This is a genomic window from Duganella sp. Leaf61 (genome assembly GCF_001421905.1).
Lineage (GTDB): Bacteria > Pseudomonadota > Gammaproteobacteria > Burkholderiales > Burkholderiaceae_D > Rugamonas > Rugamonas zoogloeoides.
Genome location: NZ_LMLM01000031.1, coordinates 130,428 through 153,372, shown reverse-complemented (window position 1 = coordinate 153,372; position 22,945 = coordinate 130,428). Strand labels below are relative to the sequence as shown.

Genomic DNA, 22,945 nt, shown 5'->3' with positions numbered 1-22,945 from the left:
CCCGGTTACTTGACTTTGTCGGTGACGATTTTCGGCGTGATAAATACCAGCAATTCGGTCTTGTCGTTGGTGCGGCCCGTGGTGCGGAACAGGTAGCCGAGTACCGGCACGTCGCCCAGCAGCGGGACCTTGCTGGTCGAGTTGCGCTCGGTCTGCTGGTAGATCCCCCCCAGCACCACCGTGCCGCCGTTTTCCACCATCACCTGGGTCTTGATGTGCTTGGTGTCGATGGCAAAGCCGGACCGGGTTTCCTGGCCCACGCTGTCCTTGTTCACATCGACTTCGATCACCACGTTGCCGTCGGGCGTGATCTGCGGCGTCACTTCCAGCCGTAAATTCGCCTTGCGGAACTGGATCGACGTGGCGCCGCTGCTGGTGGCCACCTGGTACGGCAGCTCGATGCCCTGCTCGATCAGCGCCATCGCCTTGTCGGCCGTGATCACGCGCGGGCTCGAGACGATCTTGCCGGTACCGTCTTCTTCCAGCGCCGACAATTCCAGGTTGAGGAAACGGTTGTCGGCTGCCGAGAACAGGCTCAGCGCCAGGCTGGCGGCGTCGATGCCGTTGATGCCGGCGGCCGGCAAGTTGACGAACTGGGTATTGTTGTAGCTGGTGGCGGTGGGCGCGATCTGCCCCGTCACCTCGCCCACGCCGGTGATGTTGCCGCCGATGCCCACGCGGGTGTTGCCGCTGCCCACCTGGTAGCCGGAGTTACCGCCGCGCACGGTACGCATGTCGGAAAAGCCCAGCTTGGCGCCAAGATTGCGCGTAAAGGTGTCGCTGGCCTCGACGATGCGCGCCTCGATCAGCACCTGCTTGGTAGCCACGTCGGTCTTGGCGATCAGGCGCCGCACGTCCTCGATCTTGGCCGCCGTATCGGTGACGAACAGCTGGTTGGTGCGCGGCTCGATGATGGCGCTGCCGCGCCGCGACAGCACGCGGTTGCCGGCGCCAGCGGCGGCATCGAGGCCGAACACGGTGCGGAACGCCTCGGCCTTCTGGTAATTCAATTGGAAGATTTCGGACTTCAACGGCTCGAGGTCGGCGATCTGGGCCCGCTGTTCGAGTTCAAGCTTTTCCTTGGTCAGCAGCTCTTCTTTTGGCGCGATCCACAGCACCGAGCCGTTCTTGCGCATGTCCAGACCCTTGGCCTGCAGGATCACTTCCAGCGCCTGGTCCCACGGCACGTCTTTCAGGCGCAGGGTCAGATTGCCGGTCACGCTGTCGCTGGTGATGATGTTCAGGCCCGACACATCGGCAATTATCTGCAGCGCTGCGCGCACTTCCAGGTTCTGGAAATTGAACGACAACTTGTCGCCGCGATAGCCTTGCGAACCCTGCACGATGCGGCGCGGATCTTCCTTGATCGGCCGCACGTCCACCACCAGTTGCGCATCGTTCTGGTACACGCTCTGCTCCCACAGGCCGCGCGCCTCGATGGTCATGCGCGCATGGTCGCCCTGCTGCACCGTGGTGACAAAGCTGACCGGCGTGCCGAAGTCGCCGACGTCGAGCCGGCGCCGCAGCGACTCCGGCGCACCGGTGCCGATGAAATCGACCACCACGCCGATGGGCGTTTGCCGCACATCGGCCGCCGCGCCGCGCGGCAGTTCCACCACTACCCGCCCCTCGCCGTTGTCGCCACGCCGGAAATCGATGGCTTTCAACAGCGGCTTCTCGGTGGCCTGGGTAGTGGCCGTGGCTGCGGGGGCGGCAGCACCAGCGCTGGTATCGATGGTCAGCACCACGGCCTTGCCGTCGATGGCCATGGTGTAGCCGAGGCTGCGATTCAGGTTGAACAGCAGCCGCGCGCGGTCGCCCGCCTGCACCACTTGCACGTTGCGCAAGTCGCCCAGGCCGAAGTCGTGCTCGGTCTTGCCGGTGCGGTTGCTGATCGCGCCGAAATCGAGCGCGATGCGCGGCGGATTGCTGATGGCAAACGCGGCAGGCAACGCGGCGGGCGGTTGCGCCAGCCCGATCCGCACCACCAGGCTGGCGCCCTGCTGGCTGGCGGTAATCGTGTCGATGGCGTTGCTGTCCTGGGCGCGGGACGCGCCGCCGGCAAACAGTAACAAGAGCAACAAAAACAGTCGAGCCATCATTTGGCGGTCTCCTTGCTTTCCTGTAGTTCCAGCGTGGCCAGGTGTTCTACCCAGTCGCCGGTGGCGTCCTGCACGACTTCGCGGATGGACACGGTGTTGTCGGAGATGGCGGTGACGACGCCATGGTTCTGGCCCAGGTACTGCCCCTTGACCACCTTGTACACATTGCGCTCGATTTGCAGCACGGCGTACATGGTGCCTTTCATTTCCATGGTGCCCACCATTTTCACGGTATCGAGCGGATAGTTTTCCAGCAGTTCCTTGCGCCGCCTGGGGTCCGGCGCCAGCCCGCCGCCGCCCGCGCCAGCGTCGGCCCCCTGCCGCGCCAGCTCGCCCAGCAGCTTGCCGGGGTTGAACGGATCGAGCACCTCCTTTTGCTGGTAGGCGAACGGAATGAACGTCTTCGGCTCGGCCAGCGGCGGCACGCCCACCCTGGTTTCGGCATCGACCTGTTTCATCCAGGCGCGCACTTCCTGCACGTCGCTGTCGCCGCAGCCGGCCAGCAATACCATTAACAGGCATGGGAGAAGGCGCAGGTTCATGATCGCTTGGCCGCTTTCTTTTTCGCGTCAGCCGCCTTGCGCTGGGCCTGCACTTCGTCGGGATCGAGGTAGCGGAAAGTCTTGGCCACGGCTTCGAGCGTCAGTACGCCGTCCTTGCCGGTGCTGAGCGTCATGTTGTTGAGGGTGACGATGCGCGGCAGGTTGGCCATGTCGGCGGCAAACGCGCCGATGTCGTGGTAGGTGCCGGTAACCTTGATGTCGATCGGAAGCTCGGCGTAGTAGTCGCGCAGCACCACCTGCGCCGGTTTGAACAGCTCGAACTGCAGGCCGCGCCCGGAGCCGGCCTGGTTGATATCGGTCAGCAGCGCGGCCATCTCGGCCTTGCTCGGCAACTGCTTCTGCAGGCGGTCGACATAGCGATCCACTTGCAGCTTTTGCGCCTGCAACGCTTCCAGGTTGATGGCCTTGGCAGTCTTGAGGCGGTATTCCGCGCGCAGCCGCACCTCGGCCTGGGCGCCCGCCTCCTCCACCTCGAACTGGCCGCTCCAGTACGCGAAATAGCCGGCCACGATCATCGCCACCGCCACCCCGGCCGCGCACAGCACGCGCGGCGCCAGCGGCCACTGGCCCGGCTGGCGGCGGTTGAGGTTGCGGAACTGGGCGGTGAACCGCGCGGCCAGTTCGCCCAGATCGGGGCCGGTGCGGCGCTTGGGTTTGCTCTTCATCCCGCCTGCCCTCCCGCCGCTGAAGGTGTTGGCGCCGGGCCTGGCGGCTGCGTGAGCGGTGCCACGTCCTTGTCGCGCGGCCGGCGGATGTTGACGATCAAATTGAATTCCACCACCTTGCGCACCGCGCGCCCCTGCGTCAGCGCCGCCGCCTTCACTTCGATCAATTCCGGTTTTTCCAGCCACGGCGACGCGCCGGCCAGGTTGCGCAGCAGTTCCGATACCCGCTCCTGCGATTGCGCATAACCGTCGACAGTCACCTTCTGCCCCTCCTGGCGAAAGCCCTTCAAATACACGCCGGCCGGGGTTTGCTTGACGAGCTCATCGAGCAGGTACACCGGCTGGTTGCGGTCGCCCTGCAAGTCTTCGACCGCCTGCTGGCGCGCCTTCAGTGCTTCGATTTCCTGTTTCAGGGTGGCGATGCGGGTGATCTTTTTGTCCAGTTCTCCGATGGCAGACGTGAGCGCGCCGTTGCGCTCTTCCTGGATCGAAATCGCCCGTGCGTTGTACGCCCCCACCATCAGCACCACCGCCACGCCCACCACGCCGCCCAGCGCCAGCAGCGCCACGAACGCAGCCTGCTTCTGCTTGCGTTTTTCTTCGCGGTGGGGCAGCAGGTTGATACGTATCATCAGCCAAACCTCCGCAACGCCAGCCCGCAGGCCACGAGATACGCCGGACCGTCAACGCGCAATTGCGATTCGCGCACTGTCGGTCCCAGTTGCATGCCCTTGAAGGGCGCGGCCACCGCGCAGGCGATGCGGGTGCGGCTGGCGATCAGGTCCAGCAAACCCGGCAGCAAGGCGCAGCCGCCGGCCAGGAACAGCCGGTCGATGCGCGTGTAAGGCGTGGACGTATAAAAGAACTGGATCGCACGCGTCACTTCCATCACCGCGCTTTCCAGGAACGGCGTGAGCAGCTCCGGCACGTAGGTGTCGGGCAGGTCGTTGGCTTTCTTGCGTGCCTCGGCCTCCTCGAAGGCTATGCCGTAGGCGCGCACGATGTCGTGGGTAAGCGAGTTGCCGCCGAACGGCTGCTCGCGCTCATAGACGGTGGCGCCGTCGAGCATGACGGAAATGTGCGTGACCTGGGCGCCCACCTGGAACAGCGCCACCACGCGGCCGGCGCCAGCCTCGGGCATCAGCGCGGTCACGCGGTCGAGCGCGGCGCGGGCGGCGTACGATTCGATGTCCATCACCGTCGCTTTCAAACCGGATGCCTCGGCGATCGCCACCCGGTCCTCGATTTTTTCGCGGCGCGACGCGGCCAGCATCACCTCCACGTCCTCGGGCGAATTGGCGGGGCCGATGATGTCGAAATCCAGGCTCACTTCGTCTAGCGCAAACGGAATGTACTGGCTGGCTTCGGACTCGACCTGCATTTCCAGTTGTTCTTCCGACAGGCCGGCGGCCAGGATGATTTTCTTGGTGATCACCGAGGCCGGCGGCATGCCCAGCGCCACCAGCTTGGCGCGGGTGCCGCTTTTCTTGCATACGCGGCGCACGGTTTCCACCACCTGGTCCATGTTCTCGATGGCGCCATCGACCACGGCGCCGCGCGGCAGCGCCTCGGCCGCATAACGTTCGAGGCGTAACTCGTCCTTGGCGCCCTGCGCCAGCTCCACCAAACGTACGCAAGATGTACTGATGTCAATACCAATCAACGGCGGATTACGAGGGCCGAACAGGGCCTGGAATGCGTTCATGCGCCTCCCGAGAGTGAACTCCTACAGTAAGTCGAGCCTGTATCGGTGTAAAGATATTTCTGTCGCGCACGATTCGGTTTCACCACACTTGTTAAGGCCGATCATGCAAGCTGTGCCAAAACCGGGCCGCCACAGGCGCGCCGCTGGTTCGGCACTCGCTTATAATGGCCCGGATTATTTTCAGAAAGATCGAACTGCATGGCTTCTTCCAAATCGGCTCCTCCCACCGGCGACGGCGGTACTCCGCGTAAAACCAGATCCGCCTCGCGTTTCTTCCTGATGGCCGGCCTGTCCGTACTGGGCCTGGGCGTGGGCGGCGTGCTGCTGGTGGTCTTCGGGCTGGCGATGGCCTACCCCAACCTGCCCGAGCTCGACACCCTGACCGACTATCGCCCCAAGATGCCGCTGCGGATCTTCTCGGCCGATAATGTCCTGATCGGCGAGTTCGGCGAGGAACGCCGCAACCTGGTGCGCATCAAGGACATTCCCGATGTGATGAAGAAGGCCGTGCTGGCCATCGAGGATGACCGCTTTTACGAACATGGCGGTGTCGATTACACCGGCATCCTGCGTGCGGCCGTGCACAATGCCACCGGCGGCGCCAAGCAGGGCGCATCGACCATCACCCAACAAGTCGCGCGCAACTTTTTCCTTTCTAGCGAGCAGACCATCAAGCGCAAGGTCTACGAAATGCTGCTGGCCTGGAAAATCGAGAAAAACCTCAGCAAGGACCAGATTCTCGAGGTCTATATGAACCAGATTTACCTGGGCCAGCGCGCCTATGGTTTCTCATCGGCCGCGCAAATTTATTTTGGCAAGAATATCCGCGACATCACCGTCGCCGAAGCGGCCATGCTGGCCGGCTTGCCGAAGGCGCCATCGGCCTACAACCCAGTCGTCAATCCCAAGCGCGCGCGTACGCGCCAGCAGTACATTCTTACCCGCATGCACGCGCTCGGCTATATCAGCGACCTGCAATACGAGGAAGCGCGCGCCGAGCAGCTCAAGGTCAAGACCGACAGCAGCGAGTTCGGCGTGCACGCCGAATACGTGGCCGAAATGGCACGCCAGCTGGTCTATGAACAGTTCAAGGAAGACACGTATACGCGTGGCCTGAACGTCTTCACCACCATCACCAAGGCCGACCAGGACGCTGCCTACCTGGCGCTGCGCAAGGGCGTCATGGACTACGAGCGCCGCCATCCGTACCGCGGTCCGGAAGCGTACATCGACATTCCAGCGAAAAAGGAAGACGCCGACGACGCCATCGAGACCGAGCTGGCCGACCATCCGGACAGCGACGACATCATCGCTGCCATCGTGCTGCAAGCCACGCCGCAGCTGATCGTGGCGGTCACCGCCTCCGGCGAGGAAATCCGCATCAGCGGCGCCGGCCTGGCCATGGGCCGCCAGTGGCTGTCGGACAAGGCCGCGCCCAACAAGCGCATCCGCCGGGGCGCCGTGGTGCGCGTGATGCGCGAAGAAAAGGACTGGGAACTGACGCAAATGCCGCAGATCGAATCGGCCTTTGTGGCAGCGAGCACCGAGGACGGCGCCATCAAGGCCATGGTGGGCGGCTTCGACTACAACCGCAACAAGTTCAACCACGTGACGCAGGCGTGGCGCCAGCCCGGCTCGTCGTTCAAGCCGTTCATCTACTCGGCATCGCTCGAGCGCGGCCTGTCGCCGGCCACCATCATCAACGATGCGCCGATCTCGTTCGACGCCGGCCAGACCGGCGGCCAGGCGTGGGAACCGAAGAACTACGACGGCAAGTACGATGGCCCGATGACCATGCGCCGCGGCCTGACGAAATCGAAAAACATGATTTCGATCCGCATCCTGCACAAGATCGGCGCCAAGTATGGCCAGGAATACACCACGCGTTTCGGTTTCGATGCCGACAAGAACCCACCATACCTGACCCTGGCGCTGGGCGCGGGCAATGTCACGCCGCTGCAAATGGCCGGCGCCTACGCCGTGTTTGCCAACGGCGGCTACAAGGTGAGCCCGTACCTGATTGCCAAGGTCACCGATGCCGACGGCAAGATCCTGTCGCAAGCCACGCCCGACAAGGCCGGCGACGAAAAGAACCGCGTGATCGACGAACGCAATGCCTTCCTGATGGACAGCATGCTCAAGGACGTGGTGCGCTTCGGCACGGCTGCCAAGGCGCTGGCGCTCAAGCGTCCGGACATTTCGGGCAAGACCGGCACCACCAACGATTCGATCGACGCCTGGTTCGCCGGCTATCAGCCGAAGCTGGTCGGCGTGGCCTGGATCGGCTACGACCAGCCGCGCAACCTGGGCAACCGCGAAACCGGCGGCGGCCTGGCGCTGCCGATCTGGATCAACTACATGCAAAAGGCGCTGAAAAACATTCCGATCGAGGAACGCGCGGTACCGGAAGGCGTGATGCTGGTCGGCGACGAGTACTATTACGCCGAGAACCCGCCGGGCACCGGCGTCCACAATATCGACGGCGCCAACCAGGGTACCCCGGCCGAAGAAAAGGCCAAGGACGCGGTCAAGAACGAGCTGTTCTGATAGCGGAATGAAAAACGGCAGCCTGAGGCTGCCGTTTTTGTATCTGCACGCAGTTTTTAATTTGCCGTGATCACCACAGGTGCGCCACCCTGCGCGCTGACCATTTCCGACAGCGAGGCTAGCATCTCCGAGCCGTCGCGGGTGTTGATCCATTGGCCTTCGACCTGGCGGTAGTGGTAGCCGCCCGAGCGCGACGCTACCCACAGTTCCTTCATCGCCGCCTGGCTGTTGACGATGATCTTGGAACCGTTGTGGAGGAATTCGATTTCGAGCACGTTGCCGCTGCGGCTGCATTCGACGTCGATCATGTCTTCGTCGTTCAATTTGTCCAACGCCGCCTCGATGGCGTCGAGGGTGGCCTCGGCCTGCGCCAGGAATTCTGAATCGCCCATGCTAAACTCCAGTATCTATAGTCAATCCGTGATTCTATCGTGAAGTCTGCCCCGACATCCCCTATTCGTTATGCTGTCTCTCCGATTATCGGCGCCGCCACCCTGGCGCTGACGGTCATGCTCGGCGGTTGCGGCCAACCCGGCCCGCTCTACCTGCCCAAGCCGCCAGTGACAAAACCTGCCAAGAGCAGCACGGTCCCGGTATCCCCGGCCGCCGAGCCGCCGGCGCCCATCGTGCCAACGCCGGCCGAGCCACTGGCTCCGCCGTCCATGCAGTCCCCCACCACCGTACCGTCCACTAAATAATTCTATGTCGCAATTTTCGTATCAAGACGGCGTGCTGCACGCCGAAGGCGTGTCGCTGGCCGCCATCGCCGCCGAGCATGGCACCCCGACCTACGTTTACTCCAAGGCCGCGCTGCTGGGCAATTTCGCCGCGTACGCCGACGCCTGCCAGGGCCGCGACGCGCTGGTGTGCTACGCCATGAAGGCCAACTCCAACCTGGCCATCCTCGACCTGCTGGCCCGCCAGGGCGCCGGCTTCGACATTGTCTCCGGCGGCGAGCTGCAACGCGTGCTGGCCGCCGGCGGCGACCCGGGCAAGGTGATTTTCTCGGGCGTAGGCAAAAGCGTCGATGAAATGCGCCTGGCGCTGTCGCACGACATCCTGTGCTTCAACGTCGAATCGATCCCCGAGCTGCACCGCCTGAACGACGTGGCGGGCTCCATGGGCAAGACTGCGCGCATCTCGCTGCGCGTCAACCCCAACGTCGATCCGAAAACCCACCCGTACATCGCCACCGGCCTCAAAGCCAGCAAATTCGGCGTGGCCTTTGACGATGCACTGGACACCTACCGCGCCGCTGCCGCGCTGCCGCACATCGACGTGGCCGGCATCGACTGCCACATCGGCTCGCAACTGCTGGACGACCAGCCGCTGCTCGAAGCATTGGACCGCCTGATCGAACTGATCGACCGCCTCGGCGACGAAGGCATCACCTTGCATCACCTCGACATGGGCGGCGGCATCGGCATCGACTACCGCGAAGCGGGCGAAGCCGCACCGGTGCCGGTGGGCGACTACCTGGGCCGCGTATTCGCCCGCATCGACGCCTGGCGCGCCGAGCGTTACGACGGTCAACCAATTAAAGTGATTTTTGAGCCGGGCCGCTCGATCGTGGGCGACACCGGCGTGCTGCTGACCCGCGTGGAATTCATCAAGCACGGCGAAGAAAAGAACTTCTGCATCGTCGATGCCGCCATGAACGACATGGCCCGCCCGGCCCTGTACCAGGCCTGGATGGACATGCAGCCGGTGGTGCAAGGCCAAGCCGAAAGCAAGACCTACGACATCGTCGGCCCGATCTGCGAATCGGGCGACTGGCTGGCCCGCGACCGCGCGCTGGCGGTGGCAGCCGGCGACTTGCTGGTGATGCACTCGGCAGGCGCCTACGGCATGACCATGGCCTCGAATTACAACACCCGTGGCCGCGCCGCCGAAATCATCGTTGACGGCGCCACCGCCCACGTGGTGCGCCGCCGCGAAACGCCGGCCGAGCTGTATGCGCTGGAGTCGCTGCTGAAATAAGTTGTAGCATCTCCCGCCGGCGCAATGCCGCGCGGGGGACCATGTTCAAACTTTGGCCTGCTTGCGCACCGCCCAGAACACCCTCAATCCCAGCAACACCGCCAGGATCGAGCCGTAAATAATCGGCTCGGTAAAGTTGTGCTTGCCCGCCTTCATCCACCAGAAGTGCAGGATCGCCAGCGGCGCGATCACGTAGATCAGCCGGTGCAGCCATTGCCAGCGCTTGCCGCCCAGGCGGCGGATCATGGCGTTGGTACTGGTGGCCGCCAGCGGGATCAGCAGCAAGAAGGCGATGAAACCGACCGTGATGAACGGCCGCCGCAGCACGTCTTTCCACATTTCCGCCAGGTCGAAGAAATGGTCGAACCATAAAAACGTCATGAAGTGCAGCACGCCGTAGAAGAACATGAACAGGCCCAGCATGCGGCGCAGCTTGACCAGCCAGTTCCATTTGGTAAAACGCCGCAAGGGCGTGACTGCCAGCGTGATGCACAGGAAATACAAGGTCCAGTCGCCGGTGGAGCGCGTGATGAATTCGAGCGGTTCCACCAGTTGCCCGGTTACCGTCAGATAGACCATGCGCGCCAGCGGGATCAGGGCGGCCAGGAACACGATCGCCTTGATCAGGCTGGTCTGGCGCGCGGTGGGATTGAAAGCCATGCTGCGTAGCGCCTCAATAGAATTTTTTCAGGTCCATGCCGGCGTACAGCGGCGCCACGTCGCTGTAACCGTTGAACATCAGCGTCTTGCGTTTGCGGGCCAGGAAGCCGTCTTCGCCGATGCGGCGCTCGGACGCCTGCGACCAGCGTGGGTGATCGACCTCGGGATTCACATTGGAATAGAAGCCGTACTCGCGCGGCGCCGAAATATTCCACGACGTGCGCGGCAAGTCCTTCACAAAACGGATCTTGACGATCGACTTGGCGGATTTAAAACCATACTTCCACGGCAAGACCATGCGCACCGGCGCGCCGTTCTGGTTCGGCAGCACTTCGCCATACATGCCAAAGGTGAGCAGCGCCAGCGGGTGATTGGCTTCGTCGATACGCAGCCCTTCCGTGTACGGCCACTCGAGCACGCGGCTGTTCACGCCCGGCATCTGCTTGCGGTCGTTGAGGGTGATGAATTCCACGTACTTGGCGTTGCCGGTCGGTTCAACCTTCTTGATGATCTCGGAGAACGAGTAGCCCACCCACGGAATCACCATCGACCAGCCTTCCACGCAGCGCAGCCGGTAGATGCGCTCTTCCATTGGCGCCAGCTTGAGCAGCGCGTCGATGTCGAGCGTCATCGGCTTCTTGACTTCGCCCTCGATCTGCACCGTCCACGGCCGGGTTTTCAGGGTGCCGGCATTGGCGGCCGGATCGCTCTTGTCGGTGCCGAACTCGTAGAAATTGTTGTAGGTGGTGGCGTCCTTGTACGGCGTCTGCTTGTCGAGCGCCGAATAGGCGGGATTGAGCCTGGCCGGCAGCTTGGCCAGCCCCGCTCCTTGCGCAAACGCTTCGCGGTTGGCCATTTCCAGCAGCGCGGCGCTGCCGATGGCGCCGGCAGCGACCTGCTTGATGAAGGTGCGGCGCGACTCGTACAGCGCGCGCGGTGTGATTTCCGACGAAAACGGCAGTTCGATACCGTTGGGGCTACGCTTGATCAGCATGTTGACTCCAGAAAAGGTACAAGGCAATGTCGCAACCTTACACCAATCCCGGAAAACAGATATTACGGCTCAGTTAACCTTGAAAAATGTTTTATAGCTTGCCATACGAGTGCAGGCCCGACAGGAACATGTTCACACCGAGGAAGGCAAACGTGGTGACCAGCAGGCCCACCAGCGCCCACCAGGCCGCCGGACGGCCGCGCAAGCCCGTCATCAGGCGCATGTGCAACCAGGCCGCGTAGTTGAGCCAGACGATCAGCGCCCAGGTCTCTTTCGGATCCCACGACCAGTAGCCGCCCCACGCTTCCGCCGCCCACAGCGCGCCGAGGATGGTGGCAATGGTGAAGAAGGCGAAACCGGCCGAGATGGCCTTGTACATGACGTCGTCCAGGACCTCGAGCGACGGCAGGCGGTCCACCAGCCGGTTCGACGATTTGAGCAGGTAGGCCACCGCCACCATCGCCGCCAGCGCGAAGTTACCGTAGCCAATGAAGTTGGCCGGCACGTGGATCTTCATCCACCAGCTTTGCAGGGCCGGCAGCAGCGGCTGAATTTCGGCGGCATCGCGCGAGGTGGTGTACCAGAACAGGAAGCCGATGGCGGCAGTAATGATCAACAGCACGAACGGCCCCATTTGACGGGTCTTGTAACGGTCCTCGAAGTACAGGTAGAACATCGAGGTGATCAGCGCGAACAGGATGAACACTTCGTACAGGTTGGAGACGGGAATGTGGCCCACGTCCGCACCGATCAGGTACGACTCGTACCAGCGCACCATCATGCCGGTCCAGCCCAGCACCACGGCAGCCCAGCTGAGCTTGGTACCGAGGCTGCTCCACGCGTCCGACTTGCCGGCAAAGCCGATCCAGTAGAACAGCGTGGACAAGCAGAACATCACGCTCATCCATAAAATTGCCGACTGGCTCGAGATCATGTACCGCAGCCAGAATTTTTGCGTCCCCATGTCGAGCTGGCCCGCGTACATCGAGATCGCCCACAAGGACAGCACCGCGACCAGCGCCATCACCCAGCGCACCGGTTTCCAGTGCCAGCCCAGCGCCGCGAACACGGGCGCGCACAGCAGCATGATCGCTTCCTCGTACACGTCCATGAAGTGGCCGTAGCGGTTGAAGGCGAACACGGCGCCCGCCAGCAGCGCCGTGGCAAACAGCCAGTCCACGACGGTCAGGCGCTTGAAGTAGCCGGGCGCCTGCACATAGGTGCCGCCGGCGGCCTGGGTGGGGGTGGTCCGGGTTGATTTTTCAGTCAGTTCCATTATTTCTCCATGCTGCGCTGGTCATACGCTCGGCGTACGCTGATCGTACATTAAGCCGATTGCGGCAACTTTTCCTTCAATGTTACAAATTCACGTTCGAAATCGAGCGTCTTGCGTTGCGTGCTCATGGCCATTAATGCCTCGGTGCCGCCGGAATGTTCAACATCGTCCTTGATCCACACCCACAGGCGGCGCTCGCGGATATAAAACATCGAAAACACGCCCAGCACCAGCAGCGCGCAGCCGAAGTACACGATGTTCTTGCCTGGCGAGCGCGTGACCTGGAACACCGAGGCCTTCACTTCCACGAACTCATCGAGCTGCAAATACACGGGGGCGCCGTAGAAAAACGCGTCCGACAGCGCATTGGTGGCCAGCAGCAGGTAGCGGCCATGGGCCTCGTCGGCGGTGACCGGCGCCAGGCCGTCTTTTGCACGCGCCACCTGCCATAGCTCCCACAGGCTGCCGTTCAAGATTTTCATGAATACTTCGGCGGTCTTTTCCTGCCCTTCAACCGGCACTTTTTCCAGGAATTGCGAAATCGACACGAAACCACCCACCTTGCCATCACCGGCAAACAGGCCCAGGCTTTTTTCGGACGACGCTTCGATTTGCGCACGCACGGCAGCGACATCGCCAGTTTGCGGCGCGGCGCGCTCGCCGTACCGCTTGGCGGCAGCGGCACGCAGGGACGGGTCGGCCAGGGCGGCGCGCAGGCGCATCCAGTCGCGCACCGAGTGTTCGTCGTCGGCGGGGATGCGCAGGTAGCTGAACGGATCGGACGGGTTGGCGCGCACGCCGGCCAGGAATACGGACGCGCCGTCGAGCGTCATCGGCTGCATGTAGTTCTGGTATTCGCGCGCCTGGCCGGTCTTGTCGCGCAGCTTGTACTGCACGCTGGGGCCGACGTTTTTCAGTTCGTTGGACAGGCTGCCCCGTCCGGCCGAACCGGTGTGCTTGTCGAGGCTGGCCGACAAGGCTTCGCGCAGGCTTTTATCCTGCTTGACCGCGCGCGCGTCGTTGTTCATGTTTTCCACGTTGAACGGCCGGAAGCCCGACCATTCGATGGTGTAGGCGTCGCTGAACGGCGTGGTGCCGCCCACTTCGCCATTGAGTTCGAAACTCTGGGTGCCAGTGCCCAGCATCGGGTAGCCCTTGAGCTTGAGCTTGCTGCCGCCGTCTTCAAAGCTGGACTGGTAAATCGCCAGGCCCTTGAAGATCAAAGGCTTGTTGACCTCGATGACGGCGTTGACCTTCTCGCCGGTGGCGTGATCGACCACCTCGACATCGCTGGCAAACAGCTTGGGCATGCCGGTGCTGTAAAAATCGATGGTGAATTTTTTCAGGTTGATGGTAATCGGCAGATCCTGGATCAGCACGCCGTCGGGACGCTGCAGCAGCGCGCTCGAACTGTTCGAGCCTTCGGGGATCAGGGTGTTGCCACGGAAGGTGGGATTGGCTGTGCTCAGCCGGTGCTTGGCCGGCACTTCGGCGATCAGGCCGCTGCCGGCAAACGGCGTCTTGCCCAGTACCCATTCCTGGAAGCGGATCGGCAAGTCGGAATCGAACAGCGCGCCCACGCAAATGACCACGATCGACGCGTGGGCGAAAATGTAGCCGAACTTGTTGGCGCCGCCCTGCTTGGCAGCGAGCAAGGTGCCGTTATCGCGCTCGACAATCTTCACTCGGTAGCCGTTGTCGGCCAGGCGGGCGGCGGTTTGCTGCGCCAGCGCGGCACGCGCGAGCGGCGCGCGCCAGTGCATGCGGTGCGGGAAATTGAGCAGCGACTGCTCGCGCACGTTTTCGCGCCAGCTGCGCATGTCGCGCACCATTTTCGGCGCGTTGCGCGCGATGCACAGGCTGGTCGATGACACCAGCAGCGTCATCAGGAGCATGAACCACCACGACGAGTACACGGCATACAGGCCGGCCTTGTCGAACACCTCGAACCAGAATGGCCCGAACTGGTTGATGTAGTTGGAAGTGGCCTCGCTCTGCTTCATCACCGTGCCGATCACGGCGGCAATGGCGATCATTGCCAGCATGGCAATCGCAAAGCGCATCGAGGACATCAGCTCGATCATCTCGCCGATGAGGGGGCGGCGGGTCTTGATTTGGATACCGGTGGTGCTAGTCATGCATGGCGATCTAAATAATGGGGCAACCGCGCAGCATACCAATAAAAAGGGCGGCCCGCTCACGCCGCCGCCCTCCCAATTGGTATAAAAACGCTCTAGTCAGCGATTTATAAGGCAGCGCTATTTCAGCCCTGCGACATAATCCGCTACCGCTTTCATTTCCTCATCGGACATGCGGGCGGCGATGGTGGCCATTTCCGGGCTGTTCTTGCGGCCGTGGTCCTTGAACAGGCCCAGCTGGGCAACCGTGTAATCCTGGTGCTGACCGGCCAGGCGCGGGTACAGCGCGGGGATGCCACCACCGGTGGCGCCATGACAGCTGGCACAGGCCGGCACGTTTTTCTCGGCAATGCCACCGCGATAAATTTTCTTGCCCAGGTCGATGCTGTCGCGGTTTTTCGCCGCGCCCGGTTTCGACGGCTGGGTGGCCAGCCAGGCCGCCACGTTGTGCTTGTCGGCGTCGGTCAGCATTTTCGAATACAGCGACATCACCGGCTGGTTGCGGGCGTCGGTGGTGAAGTTGACCAGTTGCTTGTACAGGTAGCTCTGGCTTTGCGCGGACAGCTTGGGATTGATCGAAATGGTCGAATTGCCATTGGCGCCGTGGCACGACACGCAAGCAGGCAGGCCGCGCGCGGCGTCGCCTTCCGCGTACAGCGTACCGCCTTTGGCGGGATCGACTTTGGGAGCAGTGCTTGCGGCGGGCGCCTTATCTTCGGCGTGGCCGCTGAGAGCGGTAAAGGCGATGGCGGCGATGAGCAGGGGTTTCAGCAAAGGAGAAAACGCACGTTTCATTCAAGCACCTTGGAAGGAGTCTATAAAGTTTTACGTCCGAATGAAGGCGTGGCATTCTCGAATGCCTGGCAACATTCCGTGACTAAGTAAGTACGAAGAAATTATTGTGAAATAATGACGAACAGCACCGGATGCGCTGCAAGGCGCCCGCTGCGACGCAGTGCGAGCACTGCTAGCAGTGGGTAACGCCGCAGAGCGCCGGTGATGGTAGTCAGTATTCACAAGAATTTATGAGTACTTACTTGGGCATTGTACAATAGCTTACCTGCCTAACCGCCCCACTTTGTTGCATTTTCCCCCATCTTACGTTATCTCATGTCTAAACTCTGGCAAGCCCGCTTCTTTACGACCGTTAACCAACTGCGCGACCTGCCCGACACCACGGTGCCGGAGATCGCCTTTGCAGGTCGTTCCAACGCCGGTAAATCGACCGCCATCAATATCCTGTGCAACCAGAAGGGTCTGGCGTTCGCGTCCAAGACCCCTGGCCGTACCCAGCACATCAATTATTTCTCGATCGGCGGCGCCCACGTGGCCCAGCACCGCAAGGATCCGACCATCGTCGAAGAGATCGAATGCCTGCTGGTGGACTTGCCCGGCTACGGCTACGCCGAAGTGTCGGGCTCGGCCAAACTGCACTGGCAGCGCCTGCTGGGCGACTACGTCCAGCGCCGCGAGCAGCTCGCCGCCCTGATCCTGATCATGGACTCGCGCCGCCCGTTCACCGACCTCGACATCCAGATGCTCGAATGGTTCGCCCCGACCGGCAAGCCGATCCACTGCATCCTGACCAAGGTCGATAAGCTCAACCGTAATGAGTCGGTCAACGTGCTGCGCCAGGCCAAGGCTAGGCTCGACAGCTATGTCGATGAAGACGGTGAAGGTTTCCCGTTCACCGTGCAATTGTTCTCCGCCCTCAAGCGGGTCGGCATCGACGAAGCCAACGACAAGATCCTCGAACTGGCCGGCGTGACCGACGATGACGCAGCCGCTGCGCAGATCGCCGCCCAGGTCGAGCAGATCGACGCGATCGACGGCGCCGATGACGAAGTAAAAGATGCCAAGTAACACACACTAAGGAAGTCATACGATGCACACGCCTCACGCCCCCTCCTCGTTCCCCGCCCTGCGCATGCGCCGCATGCGCCGCGATCCGTTTTCGCGCGCGCTGATGCGCGAAAACGTGATCACCGCCGCCGACCTGATCTACCCGGTGTTCATCCTCGAAGGCACGCAGCAACGCCAGACCGTGGCGTCGATGCCGGGCGTGGAGCGGGTGTCGGTGGACTTGCTGCTGAAAGTGGCGCAGGACTGCGTGGCGCTGGGCATCCCGGTGCTGGCGCTGTTCCCGGTCATCGAAGCGGATGGCAAGTCGCTCGACGGCGCCGAGGCGTACAACCCGGACGGCCTGGTACCACGGGCGATCCGTGCCCTCAAGCAGGCCTTCCCTGAGCTGGGCATCCTGACCGACGTAGCGCTCGACCCGTACACCGTGCACGGCCAGGACGGCATCATCGACGAGCACGGCTACGTGATCAACGACATCACCACCGACGTGCTGGTCAAACAGGCGCTGTGCCACGCGGACGCCGGCGCCGACGTGCTGGCGCCATCGGACATGATGGACGGCCGCATCGCCGCCATCCGCGCCGCGCTCGAAGACAAGGGCCACATCCACACCCGCATCATGGCCTACTCGGCCAAGTACGCGTCGGCCTTTTACGGCCCGTTCCGCGACGCCGTGGGCTCGGCCGCCAACCTGGGCAAGGGCGACAAGAACCAGTACCAGATGGACCCCGCCAACAGCGACGAAGCGCTGCGCGAAGTGGCGCTGGATCTCGCCGAAGGCGCCGACATGGTGATGGTCAAACCCGGCATGCCCTACCTCGACATCGTGCGCCGCGTGAAAGACGAATTCAAGGTGCCGACGTTTGCCTACCAGGTCAGCGGCGAATACGCGATGATCAAGGCCGCCGCCCAGAACGGCTGGCTCGACCACGACAAGGTCATGATGGAGTCGATGATGGCGTTCAAACGCGCCGGCGCCGATGCCGTGCTGACCTACTTTGCGCTCGACATCGCGCGGCTGCTCAACGCGGCGAAATAAATTTGACCGTTGAAGAAAGCCGCCGGTGCCCAGCACCGCGGGCGGCTTTTTTTATGGACGCAGCGCCATCATTGCGCCCGCATGAAGTCGCGCATCGCCGGCGTGACGAAACCGTCGTCGGCCAACCCCGGCTCGTTGACCAGCGCCTGCCGCACCTTCTAGCGGCAGGTCCGGTCTGTCCAGGGAAGCACCGATGTCGGCCAGCGACAAGCCGAACTTGCGCAGCGCCTGGATGTGATGCAGCCGGGCGATGTCGGTTCGGTTGTAGAGCCGGTAACCGGCATCGGTGCGCGCGGAGGGCTGGAGCAGGCCGATGGCGTCGTAATGGTGGAGCGTACGCACCGTCAACCCCGTGCGTTTGGCCAGTTCACCGATCTTTAATAACATCGTCAAGCTCCCGCCTTGGTGCGTGCAGACAGGTTGGCGCCTGACGTTGCGTGAGGGTCAAGGACTTATTTGCGCTTATGCGGCCTCGGCGCAACCGGCCGGTTTGAACACGCGCTCGGTGGAAGCGGGATTGTTGGCCAGCTTGGCCAGCGGGCGCCGTGGCCGCGCCACCAGTTCGCCGCCGCAGTTCGGGCACTTGCCCGCCAGTTTCGACGTGGCACACGGTGCGCAGAACGTGCATTCGAACGAGCAGATGCGCGCCTCGGTGGAGTCGGGCGGCAGGTCGATGTCGCAGCATTCGCAGTTGGGGCGCAGTTGCAGCATGGTGTTTCCCTTCAAGGTCAGTGATGCAGTACCGCATCGGTATCGACGATACCCACATCATGCATCTGGTTCAGATACGCTTCAAGATAAAACTTGTGGGAGGCGCCCACGATCACCAGCATGCGCATGCCGGGCGGGCTCATCGCCTCGCGGATAGTGGACGCCATGCGCAGGTTGCGCGTCTCCCAATAGGTCACGTAGCCACGGCCGTAGTGCTGCGGCGACGGCTCTTCCAGTGCCGCGCCGAAATCGCTTCTGAAGGTCAGCGCGGCCTGGCCCGGATCGTTATAGGCCCGGTACATCGCCAGCACCCCGGTAGCCGTGGTGATCTCGCTTTGCAAAGCCTTGTCGCTGTCGGTACGCTGCGCTGTCGCCGGGTTGTCCCACGCTTTCATGATGGCCGCGCCGGCCGCCTTTTGCTCTGCTTCCGACGGCTCGGGTTTGTCGGCCGTGTGGTCGTCCATCGCGTACACGCGCTCCAGTCCGACCCGGGCGGCGACTTGCGCGGCAATCAGGTAGCCTTCGTCGGGCCGGACCATCAGCTTGTCCAGGGTTTCCACCAGCGCGGTATCGAGGCCATCGCCCGCGCGCCGCTCCGGCGCCGGCAAGCGCAGCCACTGTACCAGTGCCGAAGCCGGTTCGCCGGCCGCCAGGAACAGCGATGCCAGTGCACGCCGCTGGGCGGCGGTGGGCTTGGCCGGCCAGGCCGCCAGCAGCAACTCGGCGCGGTCGGTGGCCTCGAACACGTCGAGACCGGTTGCGGCCTGGGCGGCCGAGGTGTCGCGGCAATAGCTCTTGACGGTATCGGCGTAACGCTGCGGGTAGCGCCGCAGATTGGCGCACTGTACGCCCGACAGATTCTCGATGGCGATCGCCTGCGGCCGCCACGCCACCAGCCGCTCGTTGAGCAACTGTAAGGTCGTCGCATCGAACGGCTTGGGCAGTTGCGACAAGTGCGGCGAGCCCAGCACCATCACCTGGTTGATCTGCCCCCGCACCAGCTTGAGCGTGGAAGGATCAAACGACTGCTGGTGTGGTGCGGCCGCCACCGCAGCAGCCTGGCACACCGCCGCTGCGACCAGTCCGGCCAGCAACTTCGATACGACAGCCTTACTCATTGCCCACCTCCTTGCGATTGTCGCCGGGCACCCGGTCGATCATCTTGTTATACGGGTCCACGCCCACCTCGAACGGCTGGTCCTTGACCGTCACGGTCAGCACCGGGTCGCTGCCGCGCAGCAGGCGTTTTTCTAGGTACAGCACTTTTTCGTCGGCCTCCTTGGCGCCCGGAGCGCGCGCGAAGATGCCGATCTCTACCGGCTCGTCGTAGTCGCGCGCGGTTTCCTTGCCCTTGCCGTCCGCTTCGAGCTTGGCCAGGTGCAGCTTCATGGTGACGTCCCACTGGCCGTCGGGACGTTTTTTGGCGGTTGCCTCGGTCACACGGTTATCGTAGAGGACAATCTTTTCGAACAGGTCGGTGATCAGGGCCTGCTTGTCCTGCGGCGCTTCCGCGCGCAGGTACTCGAGCAGCTCGCGGCTGGTCGTGTACGGCGCCTGCTGGTAGCCCTTGTCCTGCAGGAAGCGCTTGAGCGCGCGGTTGACCGCTTCTTCGCCGATCTCGTCGCGCAGGCGGTAGAACACCAGGCTGCCCTTGCGGTAGTGGATGTACGACTGGTTCTCCACGCGGTACAGCGGCAGTTCCTCGATCACTTCGCCGCCCCGGCCGCGCAGGTAGGAGTCGAGCTCGAAGCGCAGGAAGCGGCGCAGCTTGTTGCGGCCGTATTCCTTCTCCATCACCATCAGCGCCGAGTATTGCGCCAGCGATTCGACCAGCATGGTCGAGCCCTGCACATTCGCGCCCACCACCTGGTGGCCCCACCACTGGTGCGCCATCTCGTGCGCGGTCACGTAGAACACGTAGTCGATATCGTTCTTGTCACGCAGGTCGGCAATGAAACCGATGCTCTCCGAATACGGGATGGTGTTGGCAAACGACTGGGCAAAGCTCTGGTACCTCGGGAACTCGAGGATGCGTACCTGGCGGAACTGGTACGGCGTGAAGTTGGCGACAAAGTAGTCGAGCGACTTTTGCGTCGAGGTGATCATGCGATCGACGTTGTAGCCGTGCCTGGCATCGTAATACACCTCGATCGGCAAGCCGCGCCATTCGCCTTTTTTGACGTTCCAGCGCGCCGACAGGTAGGCAAAGAAGCCCACCATCGGCCGGTCCATCTTGTAATGGAAATAGCGGCGACCGTCCTTTTCCCAGCTGTCTTGCAGGTAGCCGGGCGCCATCGCGATCTGGTCGGCGGAGGTGGAAACGGTGGTCTCGAAATTGATCCAGTCGGTGTCGCCAAAGACGTTGTTGGCGCGCGCCGGTTCATCTTCGAGCTTGGCCATGCGCTGCGGCTCGCCCAGTCCGCGCTTGCGGCGCTCGTTGCGGTCCTGCAGCTCCAGCGACGACTGGTAGCCGAAGCGCGGGAAGAAGGCGGTGTTGTTGAAGAAGGTGCCATTCAGGTTGAGCTGGTCCGGATCGCCCTTGTTGGTAAAGCCTTGCGGGTGCACGTCCACCGTGAAATCGAGATCGAGCTGCGCCCCGGGCGCGATCGGCTGCGCCAGCCGCAGCACGCGGAAACCGAGGTCCTGGTCGTCGATGGCGACAGTGTGCGCAGGCAGGTTGGCAAAGCGCGTGGTTACGTCCCGGTTCAGTTGCAGGCGCAGTTCGGCCAGCGGCACGCCGCTCCTGTTTTCCATCCGGTAGTGGCCGCGCACGGTCACGCGGCGCTGCTCGGGATAGATATCGACGTCGGCGCGCACGTCGGTCACGCGCGGCTGCGGCAAGTCCTTGTACTTGCGATACGATTTTTCGTAGCGCGCCTGCTCGTCCATCGCCACGTTGCCCGGCTGGTAGCGGTTGAGTTGATTGGTGTTGTGGAAGATCCAGGCGCCGGTACCGGCAAAGCCGGCCACGCACAGCGCCAGCAGCACGCCCGATGGCCCGCGCAGGCGGCTACCGGCGGCACGCACGCGGCGGCGCCACGGCAGCGCCAGGCCGCGCACCCGGAACGCCTGCGCCACCACCAGCAGCGCCAGCGTGGCGCAACCCCAGTACACGGCAAACCACGACCAGCCCCGGATGAAGTGGCCGTAGCCATTCATGTCCGAGTATTTGATTTGGGGCAGCGAAGCGAAGTTGTACAGGTTGTGGTCGAAATGCACGGCACTGAGCACCAGCTGCGCCACCATGTAGACGACGATCGCCAGGTAGCCGACAAACTTGTTATTGACCAGCACCTGCAATACCAGCGCCAGCAAACCAAGCATGACGAAGCTGGCCGAGTCGAGCAGGAGCGCCTTCAGGTACAGGCCCGGCTCCACCGGCGCGCCGCCCTTGATCAGCTGGATGCACATCGCCGTCAGCGCGCCCACCAGCAGGAAACCGAATACCACGCCCGCCAGCGCCAGGCTCTTGGCCACCAGCGGCGCCCAGTCGGGCACCGGCAGCGCGTCGCTCACATCGGCGACCTTGAACTGGCGGTCGCGGAAAATCAGTTCGCCAGCATAGAACGTCAGCACGATCAGCAGCAGGAAGTTGAAGCTGCCGGCCATGGTCTCGAGCATCATGTACGTGACCGGATACACGGTGGTACCGAACATCGTGCTGGCCTGGCTGGCGGCGCCGATAAAGTTGGCCATGCCGAAGAACAGCATCACCAGGAACGGCACGCCCTTGAACACGGCAGCGGCATCGAAACGCAGGATGTCCCAGCATTGCAGCCAGGCGGTGCCGCGTCCGAAGCGCGGCGCGATGGCAGGCAGGACGCTGGCAGCCGGCACGACCAGCTCCGGCACTGCGGCGTTAGTACGCTTGCGGCCCAGCCAGCGGCGGCCGGTGCCGGCGCGCTGCGGCTTGAACAGCACCAGCGTGGCGGCAAAACAGGCCAGCGCCACGCCCAGCCACACGGCGCGGTTGGCCAGCAAATAACCGGCGACCGGCGGCACGATGGTGTTCGATTCGGCGGACGTGAAGTAGCGGGTGGCGCGGCCAAAGGCGCGCACGCCGAACGGATCGATCAGCACCGGCAACCATTCATTGCTGACGTCGCGCGTAAACACGCCGGCCACGCCCCACAGCACAAAGAAGGCCAGCACGCCCAGGTACACCATCATCATCGAGCGGGTGGTCGCCGCCAGCAGCATCAGGAGCGCACCGATGAAGACCAGGTTGGGAATCACCAGCCAGGCAAAGGCCCACAGGTAGGCGTCCACCGGTACCGGACCGACGCGCGCCGCGTCCACCCACGGCATCAGCGGGCCGATCACCGTGCCCAGCGCGATCACCACGAACATCGCCAGGCACGCTGCCAGGCCGGCCAGGAAGCGCCCGGCCAGGTACTGGTATTTGCGCATCGGCGTGGCAAACAACATGTCGGAAATGCCAACTTCCGCGTCGCGCAGCACGGCGCCGGCGATGAAGATGGTGACGGTGAGCATTGAGAACACGGTGAAAGCACCGAGCAGCTGCGCCACCACCACTGGCGCATTGCGGTGCACATTGCCGATCGCGCCCCCCACCACCACGGCGTCGCTGGTGGTGGCGCCAAACGCCATCAGGCCCAGCACGAAGGCGGTGACCCACAACAGGGGCTGGCGCAACTGGTAGCGCAGGTCGAACTTGAAGAATTCCATCAGCATGGCGTGC

General features: G+C 63.1%; 19 protein-coding genes and 1 pseudogene. 5 read left to right on the top strand and 15 right to left on the bottom strand.

Features of this window, described 5'->3' with window-relative positions:
• Positions 1–5: 5 nt before the first annotated feature.
• Genes ASF04_RS22495 through ASF04_RS22475 form a run of 5 tightly spaced genes read right to left on the bottom strand, consistent with a single transcriptional unit; the run spans position 6 to position 5,035 of the window.
• Positions 6–2,102, bottom strand: a complete 2,097-nt coding sequence (locus ASF04_RS22495; protein ID WP_056146817.1) for a type IV pilus secretin PilQ — start codon at positions 2,100–2,102, stop codon at positions 6–8.
• Positions 2,099–2,644: a pilus assembly protein PilP gene (locus tag ASF04_RS22490; protein WP_056146815.1), complete on the bottom strand. Its 546-nt coding sequence runs from the start codon at positions 2,642–2,644 to the stop codon at positions 2,099–2,101. Before ASF04_RS22490 ends, ASF04_RS22495 begins: the two co-directional genes overlap by 4 nt.
• A complete protein-coding gene (locus ASF04_RS22485) occupies positions 2,641–3,330 on the bottom strand; it encodes a type 4a pilus biogenesis protein PilO (protein WP_056146813.1) in 690 nt (229 codons plus the stop codon). Before ASF04_RS22485 ends, ASF04_RS22490 begins: the two co-directional genes overlap by 4 nt.
• Positions 3,327–3,962, bottom strand: coding sequence for a PilN domain-containing protein (locus ASF04_RS22480; RefSeq protein ID WP_056146812.1), 636 nt, complete (start codon positions 3,960–3,962; stop codon positions 3,327–3,329). The genes ASF04_RS22485 and ASF04_RS22480 overlap by 4 nt, the downstream gene beginning before the upstream one ends.
• Positions 3,962–5,035, bottom strand: coding sequence for a pilus assembly protein PilM (locus ASF04_RS22475; protein WP_056146811.1), 1,074 nt, complete (start codon positions 5,033–5,035; stop codon positions 3,962–3,964). Before ASF04_RS22475 ends, ASF04_RS22480 begins: the two co-directional genes overlap by 1 nt.
• A 198-nt stretch (positions 5,036–5,233) precedes the next feature.
• Here ASF04_RS22475 and ASF04_RS22470 point away from each other — a divergent pair, with 198 nt between their 5' ends.
• Complete coding sequence (locus ASF04_RS22470; RefSeq protein WP_056146810.1) at positions 5,234–7,582, top strand: penicillin-binding protein 1A; 2,349 nt, start codon at positions 5,234–5,236, stop codon at positions 7,580–7,582.
• Between the two features lie 56 nt (positions 7,583–7,638).
• Here ASF04_RS22470 and cyaY read toward each other — a convergent pair whose 3' ends face one another.
• A complete protein-coding gene (gene cyaY, locus ASF04_RS22465; RefSeq protein WP_056146809.1) occupies positions 7,639–7,974 on the bottom strand; it encodes an iron donor protein CyaY in 336 nt (111 codons plus the stop codon).
• 117 nt (positions 7,975–8,091) lie between these two features.
• Between cyaY and ASF04_RS28845 the strand changes: the two genes are divergently transcribed.
• Positions 8,092–8,280, top strand: a complete 189-nt coding sequence (locus ASF04_RS28845; RefSeq protein WP_227012354.1) for a hypothetical protein — start codon at positions 8,092–8,094, stop codon at positions 8,278–8,280.
• 4 nt (positions 8,281–8,284) lie between these two features.
• A complete protein-coding gene (gene lysA / locus ASF04_RS22460) occupies positions 8,285–9,562 on the top strand; it encodes a diaminopimelate decarboxylase (protein ID WP_056146807.1) in 1,278 nt (425 codons plus the stop codon).
• Between the two features lie 45 nt (positions 9,563–9,607).
• Here the strand turns inward: lysA and ASF04_RS22455 are convergent, their stop codons facing one another.
• The 5 genes from ASF04_RS22455 to ASF04_RS22435 form a co-directional block, all read right to left on the bottom strand.
• The gene (locus ASF04_RS22455; RefSeq protein WP_056146806.1) at positions 9,608–10,222 is read right to left on the bottom strand and encodes a sulfite oxidase heme-binding subunit YedZ; all 615 of its coding nucleotides are present in this window, start codon (positions 10,220–10,222) and stop codon (positions 9,608–9,610) included.
• A gap of 13 nt (positions 10,223–10,235) precedes the next feature.
• Entirely contained in the window at positions 10,236–11,216 is a 981-nt protein-coding gene (msrP, locus tag ASF04_RS22450; protein ID WP_019923449.1) for a protein-methionine-sulfoxide reductase catalytic subunit MsrP, read from the bottom strand.
• A gap of 91 nt (positions 11,217–11,307) precedes the next feature.
• Positions 11,308–12,492 (bottom strand): c-type cytochrome biogenesis protein CcsB, encoded by a 1,185-nt coding sequence (gene ccsB, locus ASF04_RS22445; protein ID WP_056146804.1) that lies wholly within the window; start codon positions 12,490–12,492, stop codon positions 11,308–11,310.
• A gap of 50 nt (positions 12,493–12,542) precedes the next feature.
• Positions 12,543–14,630 (bottom strand): cytochrome c biogenesis protein ResB, encoded by a 2,088-nt coding sequence (locus ASF04_RS22440; RefSeq protein ID WP_056146801.1) that lies wholly within the window; start codon positions 14,628–14,630, stop codon positions 12,543–12,545.
• A 120-nt stretch (positions 14,631–14,750) separates the two neighbouring features.
• Entirely contained in the window at positions 14,751–15,425 is a 675-nt protein-coding gene (locus ASF04_RS22435; protein ID WP_056146799.1) for a cytochrome c, read from the bottom strand.
• 315 nt (positions 15,426–15,740) lie between these two features.
• Here ASF04_RS22435 and yihA point away from each other — a divergent pair, with 315 nt between their 5' ends.
• Together yihA and hemB are read left to right on the top strand one after the other, a co-directional pair.
• Positions 15,741–16,493, top strand: a complete 753-nt coding sequence (gene yihA / locus ASF04_RS22430; protein WP_056146798.1) for a ribosome biogenesis GTP-binding protein YihA/YsxC — start codon at positions 15,741–15,743, stop codon at positions 16,491–16,493.
• 22 nt (positions 16,494–16,515) lie between these two features.
• Positions 16,516–17,532, top strand: coding sequence for a porphobilinogen synthase (gene hemB, locus ASF04_RS22425; protein ID WP_056146796.1), 1,017 nt, complete (start codon positions 16,516–16,518; stop codon positions 17,530–17,532).
• A gap of 159 nt (positions 17,533–17,691) precedes the next feature.
• Here the strand turns inward: hemB and ASF04_RS22420 are convergent.
• The 4 genes and pseudogenes from ASF04_RS22420 to ASF04_RS22405 form a co-directional block, all read right to left on the bottom strand.
• Positions 17,692–17,919, bottom strand: a pseudogene (locus ASF04_RS22420) (MerR family transcriptional regulator); the annotation flags it as partial.
• Between the two features lie 75 nt (positions 17,920–17,994).
• Positions 17,995–18,243 (bottom strand): DUF1272 domain-containing protein, encoded by a 249-nt coding sequence (locus ASF04_RS22415; RefSeq protein WP_056146792.1) that lies wholly within the window; start codon positions 18,241–18,243, stop codon positions 17,995–17,997.
• A 17-nt stretch (positions 18,244–18,260) separates the two neighbouring features.
• A complete protein-coding gene (locus ASF04_RS22410; protein WP_056146791.1) occupies positions 18,261–19,361 on the bottom strand; it encodes a DUF5694 domain-containing protein in 1,101 nt (366 codons plus the stop codon).
• Complete coding sequence (locus tag ASF04_RS22405) at positions 19,354–22,938, bottom strand: M1 family aminopeptidase (protein WP_056146789.1); 3,585 nt, start codon at positions 22,936–22,938, stop codon at positions 19,354–19,356. The genes ASF04_RS22410 and ASF04_RS22405 overlap by 8 nt, the downstream gene beginning before the upstream one ends.
• Positions 22,939–22,945 lie beyond the last annotated feature (7 nt).

What these genes read in the sequence shown, in the direction of transcription:
- ASF04_RS22495 (WP_056146817.1), bottom strand. Translation starts at nt 2,102, where the DNA reads ATGATGGCTCGACTGTTTTTGTTGCTCTTGTTACTGTTTGCCGGCGGC.
- ASF04_RS22490 (WP_056146815.1), bottom strand. Translation starts at nt 2,644, where the DNA reads ATGAACCTGCGCCTTCTCCCATGCCTGTTAATGGTATTGCTGGCCGGC.
- ASF04_RS22485 (WP_056146813.1), bottom strand. Translation starts at nt 3,330, where the DNA reads ATGAAGAGCAAACCCAAGCGCCGCACCGGCCCCGATCTGGGCGAACTG.
- ASF04_RS22480 (WP_056146812.1), bottom strand. Translation starts at nt 3,962, where the DNA reads ATGATACGTATCAACCTGCTGCCCCACCGCGAAGAAAAACGCAAGCAG.
- ASF04_RS22475 (WP_056146811.1), bottom strand. Translation starts at nt 5,035, where the DNA reads ATGAACGCATTCCAGGCCCTGTTCGGCCCTCGTAATCCGCCGTTGATT.
- ASF04_RS22470 (WP_056146810.1), top strand. Translation starts at nt 5,234, where the DNA reads ATGGCTTCTTCCAAATCGGCTCCTCCCACCGGCGACGGCGGTACTCCG.
- cyaY (WP_056146809.1), bottom strand. Translation starts at nt 7,974, where the DNA reads ATGGGCGATTCAGAATTCCTGGCGCAGGCCGAGGCCACCCTCGACGCC.
- ASF04_RS28845 (WP_227012354.1), top strand. Translation starts at nt 8,092, where the DNA reads ATGCTCGGCGGTTGCGGCCAACCCGGCCCGCTCTACCTGCCCAAGCCG.
- lysA (WP_056146807.1), top strand. Translation starts at nt 8,285, where the DNA reads ATGTCGCAATTTTCGTATCAAGACGGCGTGCTGCACGCCGAAGGCGTG.
- ASF04_RS22455 (WP_056146806.1), bottom strand. Translation starts at nt 10,222, where the DNA reads ATGGCTTTCAATCCCACCGCGCGCCAGACCAGCCTGATCAAGGCGATC.
- msrP (WP_019923449.1), bottom strand. Translation starts at nt 11,216, where the DNA reads ATGCTGATCAAGCGTAGCCCCAACGGTATCGAACTGCCGTTTTCGTCG.
- ccsB (WP_056146804.1), bottom strand. Translation starts at nt 12,492, where the DNA reads ATGGAACTGACTGAAAAATCAACCCGGACCACCCCCACCCAGGCCGCC.
- ASF04_RS22440 (WP_056146801.1), bottom strand. Translation starts at nt 14,630, where the DNA reads ATGACTAGCACCACCGGTATCCAAATCAAGACCCGCCGCCCCCTCATC.
- ASF04_RS22435 (WP_056146799.1), bottom strand. Translation starts at nt 15,425, where the DNA reads ATGAAACGTGCGTTTTCTCCTTTGCTGAAACCCCTGCTCATCGCCGCC.
- yihA (WP_056146798.1), top strand. Translation starts at nt 15,741, where the DNA reads ATGTCTAAACTCTGGCAAGCCCGCTTCTTTACGACCGTTAACCAACTG.
- hemB (WP_056146796.1), top strand. Translation starts at nt 16,516, where the DNA reads ATGCACACGCCTCACGCCCCCTCCTCGTTCCCCGCCCTGCGCATGCGC.
- ASF04_RS22415 (WP_056146792.1), bottom strand. Translation starts at nt 18,243, where the DNA reads ATGCTGCAACTGCGCCCCAACTGCGAATGCTGCGACATCGACCTGCCG.
- ASF04_RS22410 (WP_056146791.1), bottom strand. Translation starts at nt 19,361, where the DNA reads ATGAGTAAGGCTGTCGTATCGAAGTTGCTGGCCGGACTGGTCGCAGCG.
- ASF04_RS22405 (WP_056146789.1), bottom strand. Translation starts at nt 22,938, where the DNA reads ATGCTGATGGAATTCTTCAAGTTCGACCTGCGCTACCAGTTGCGCCAG.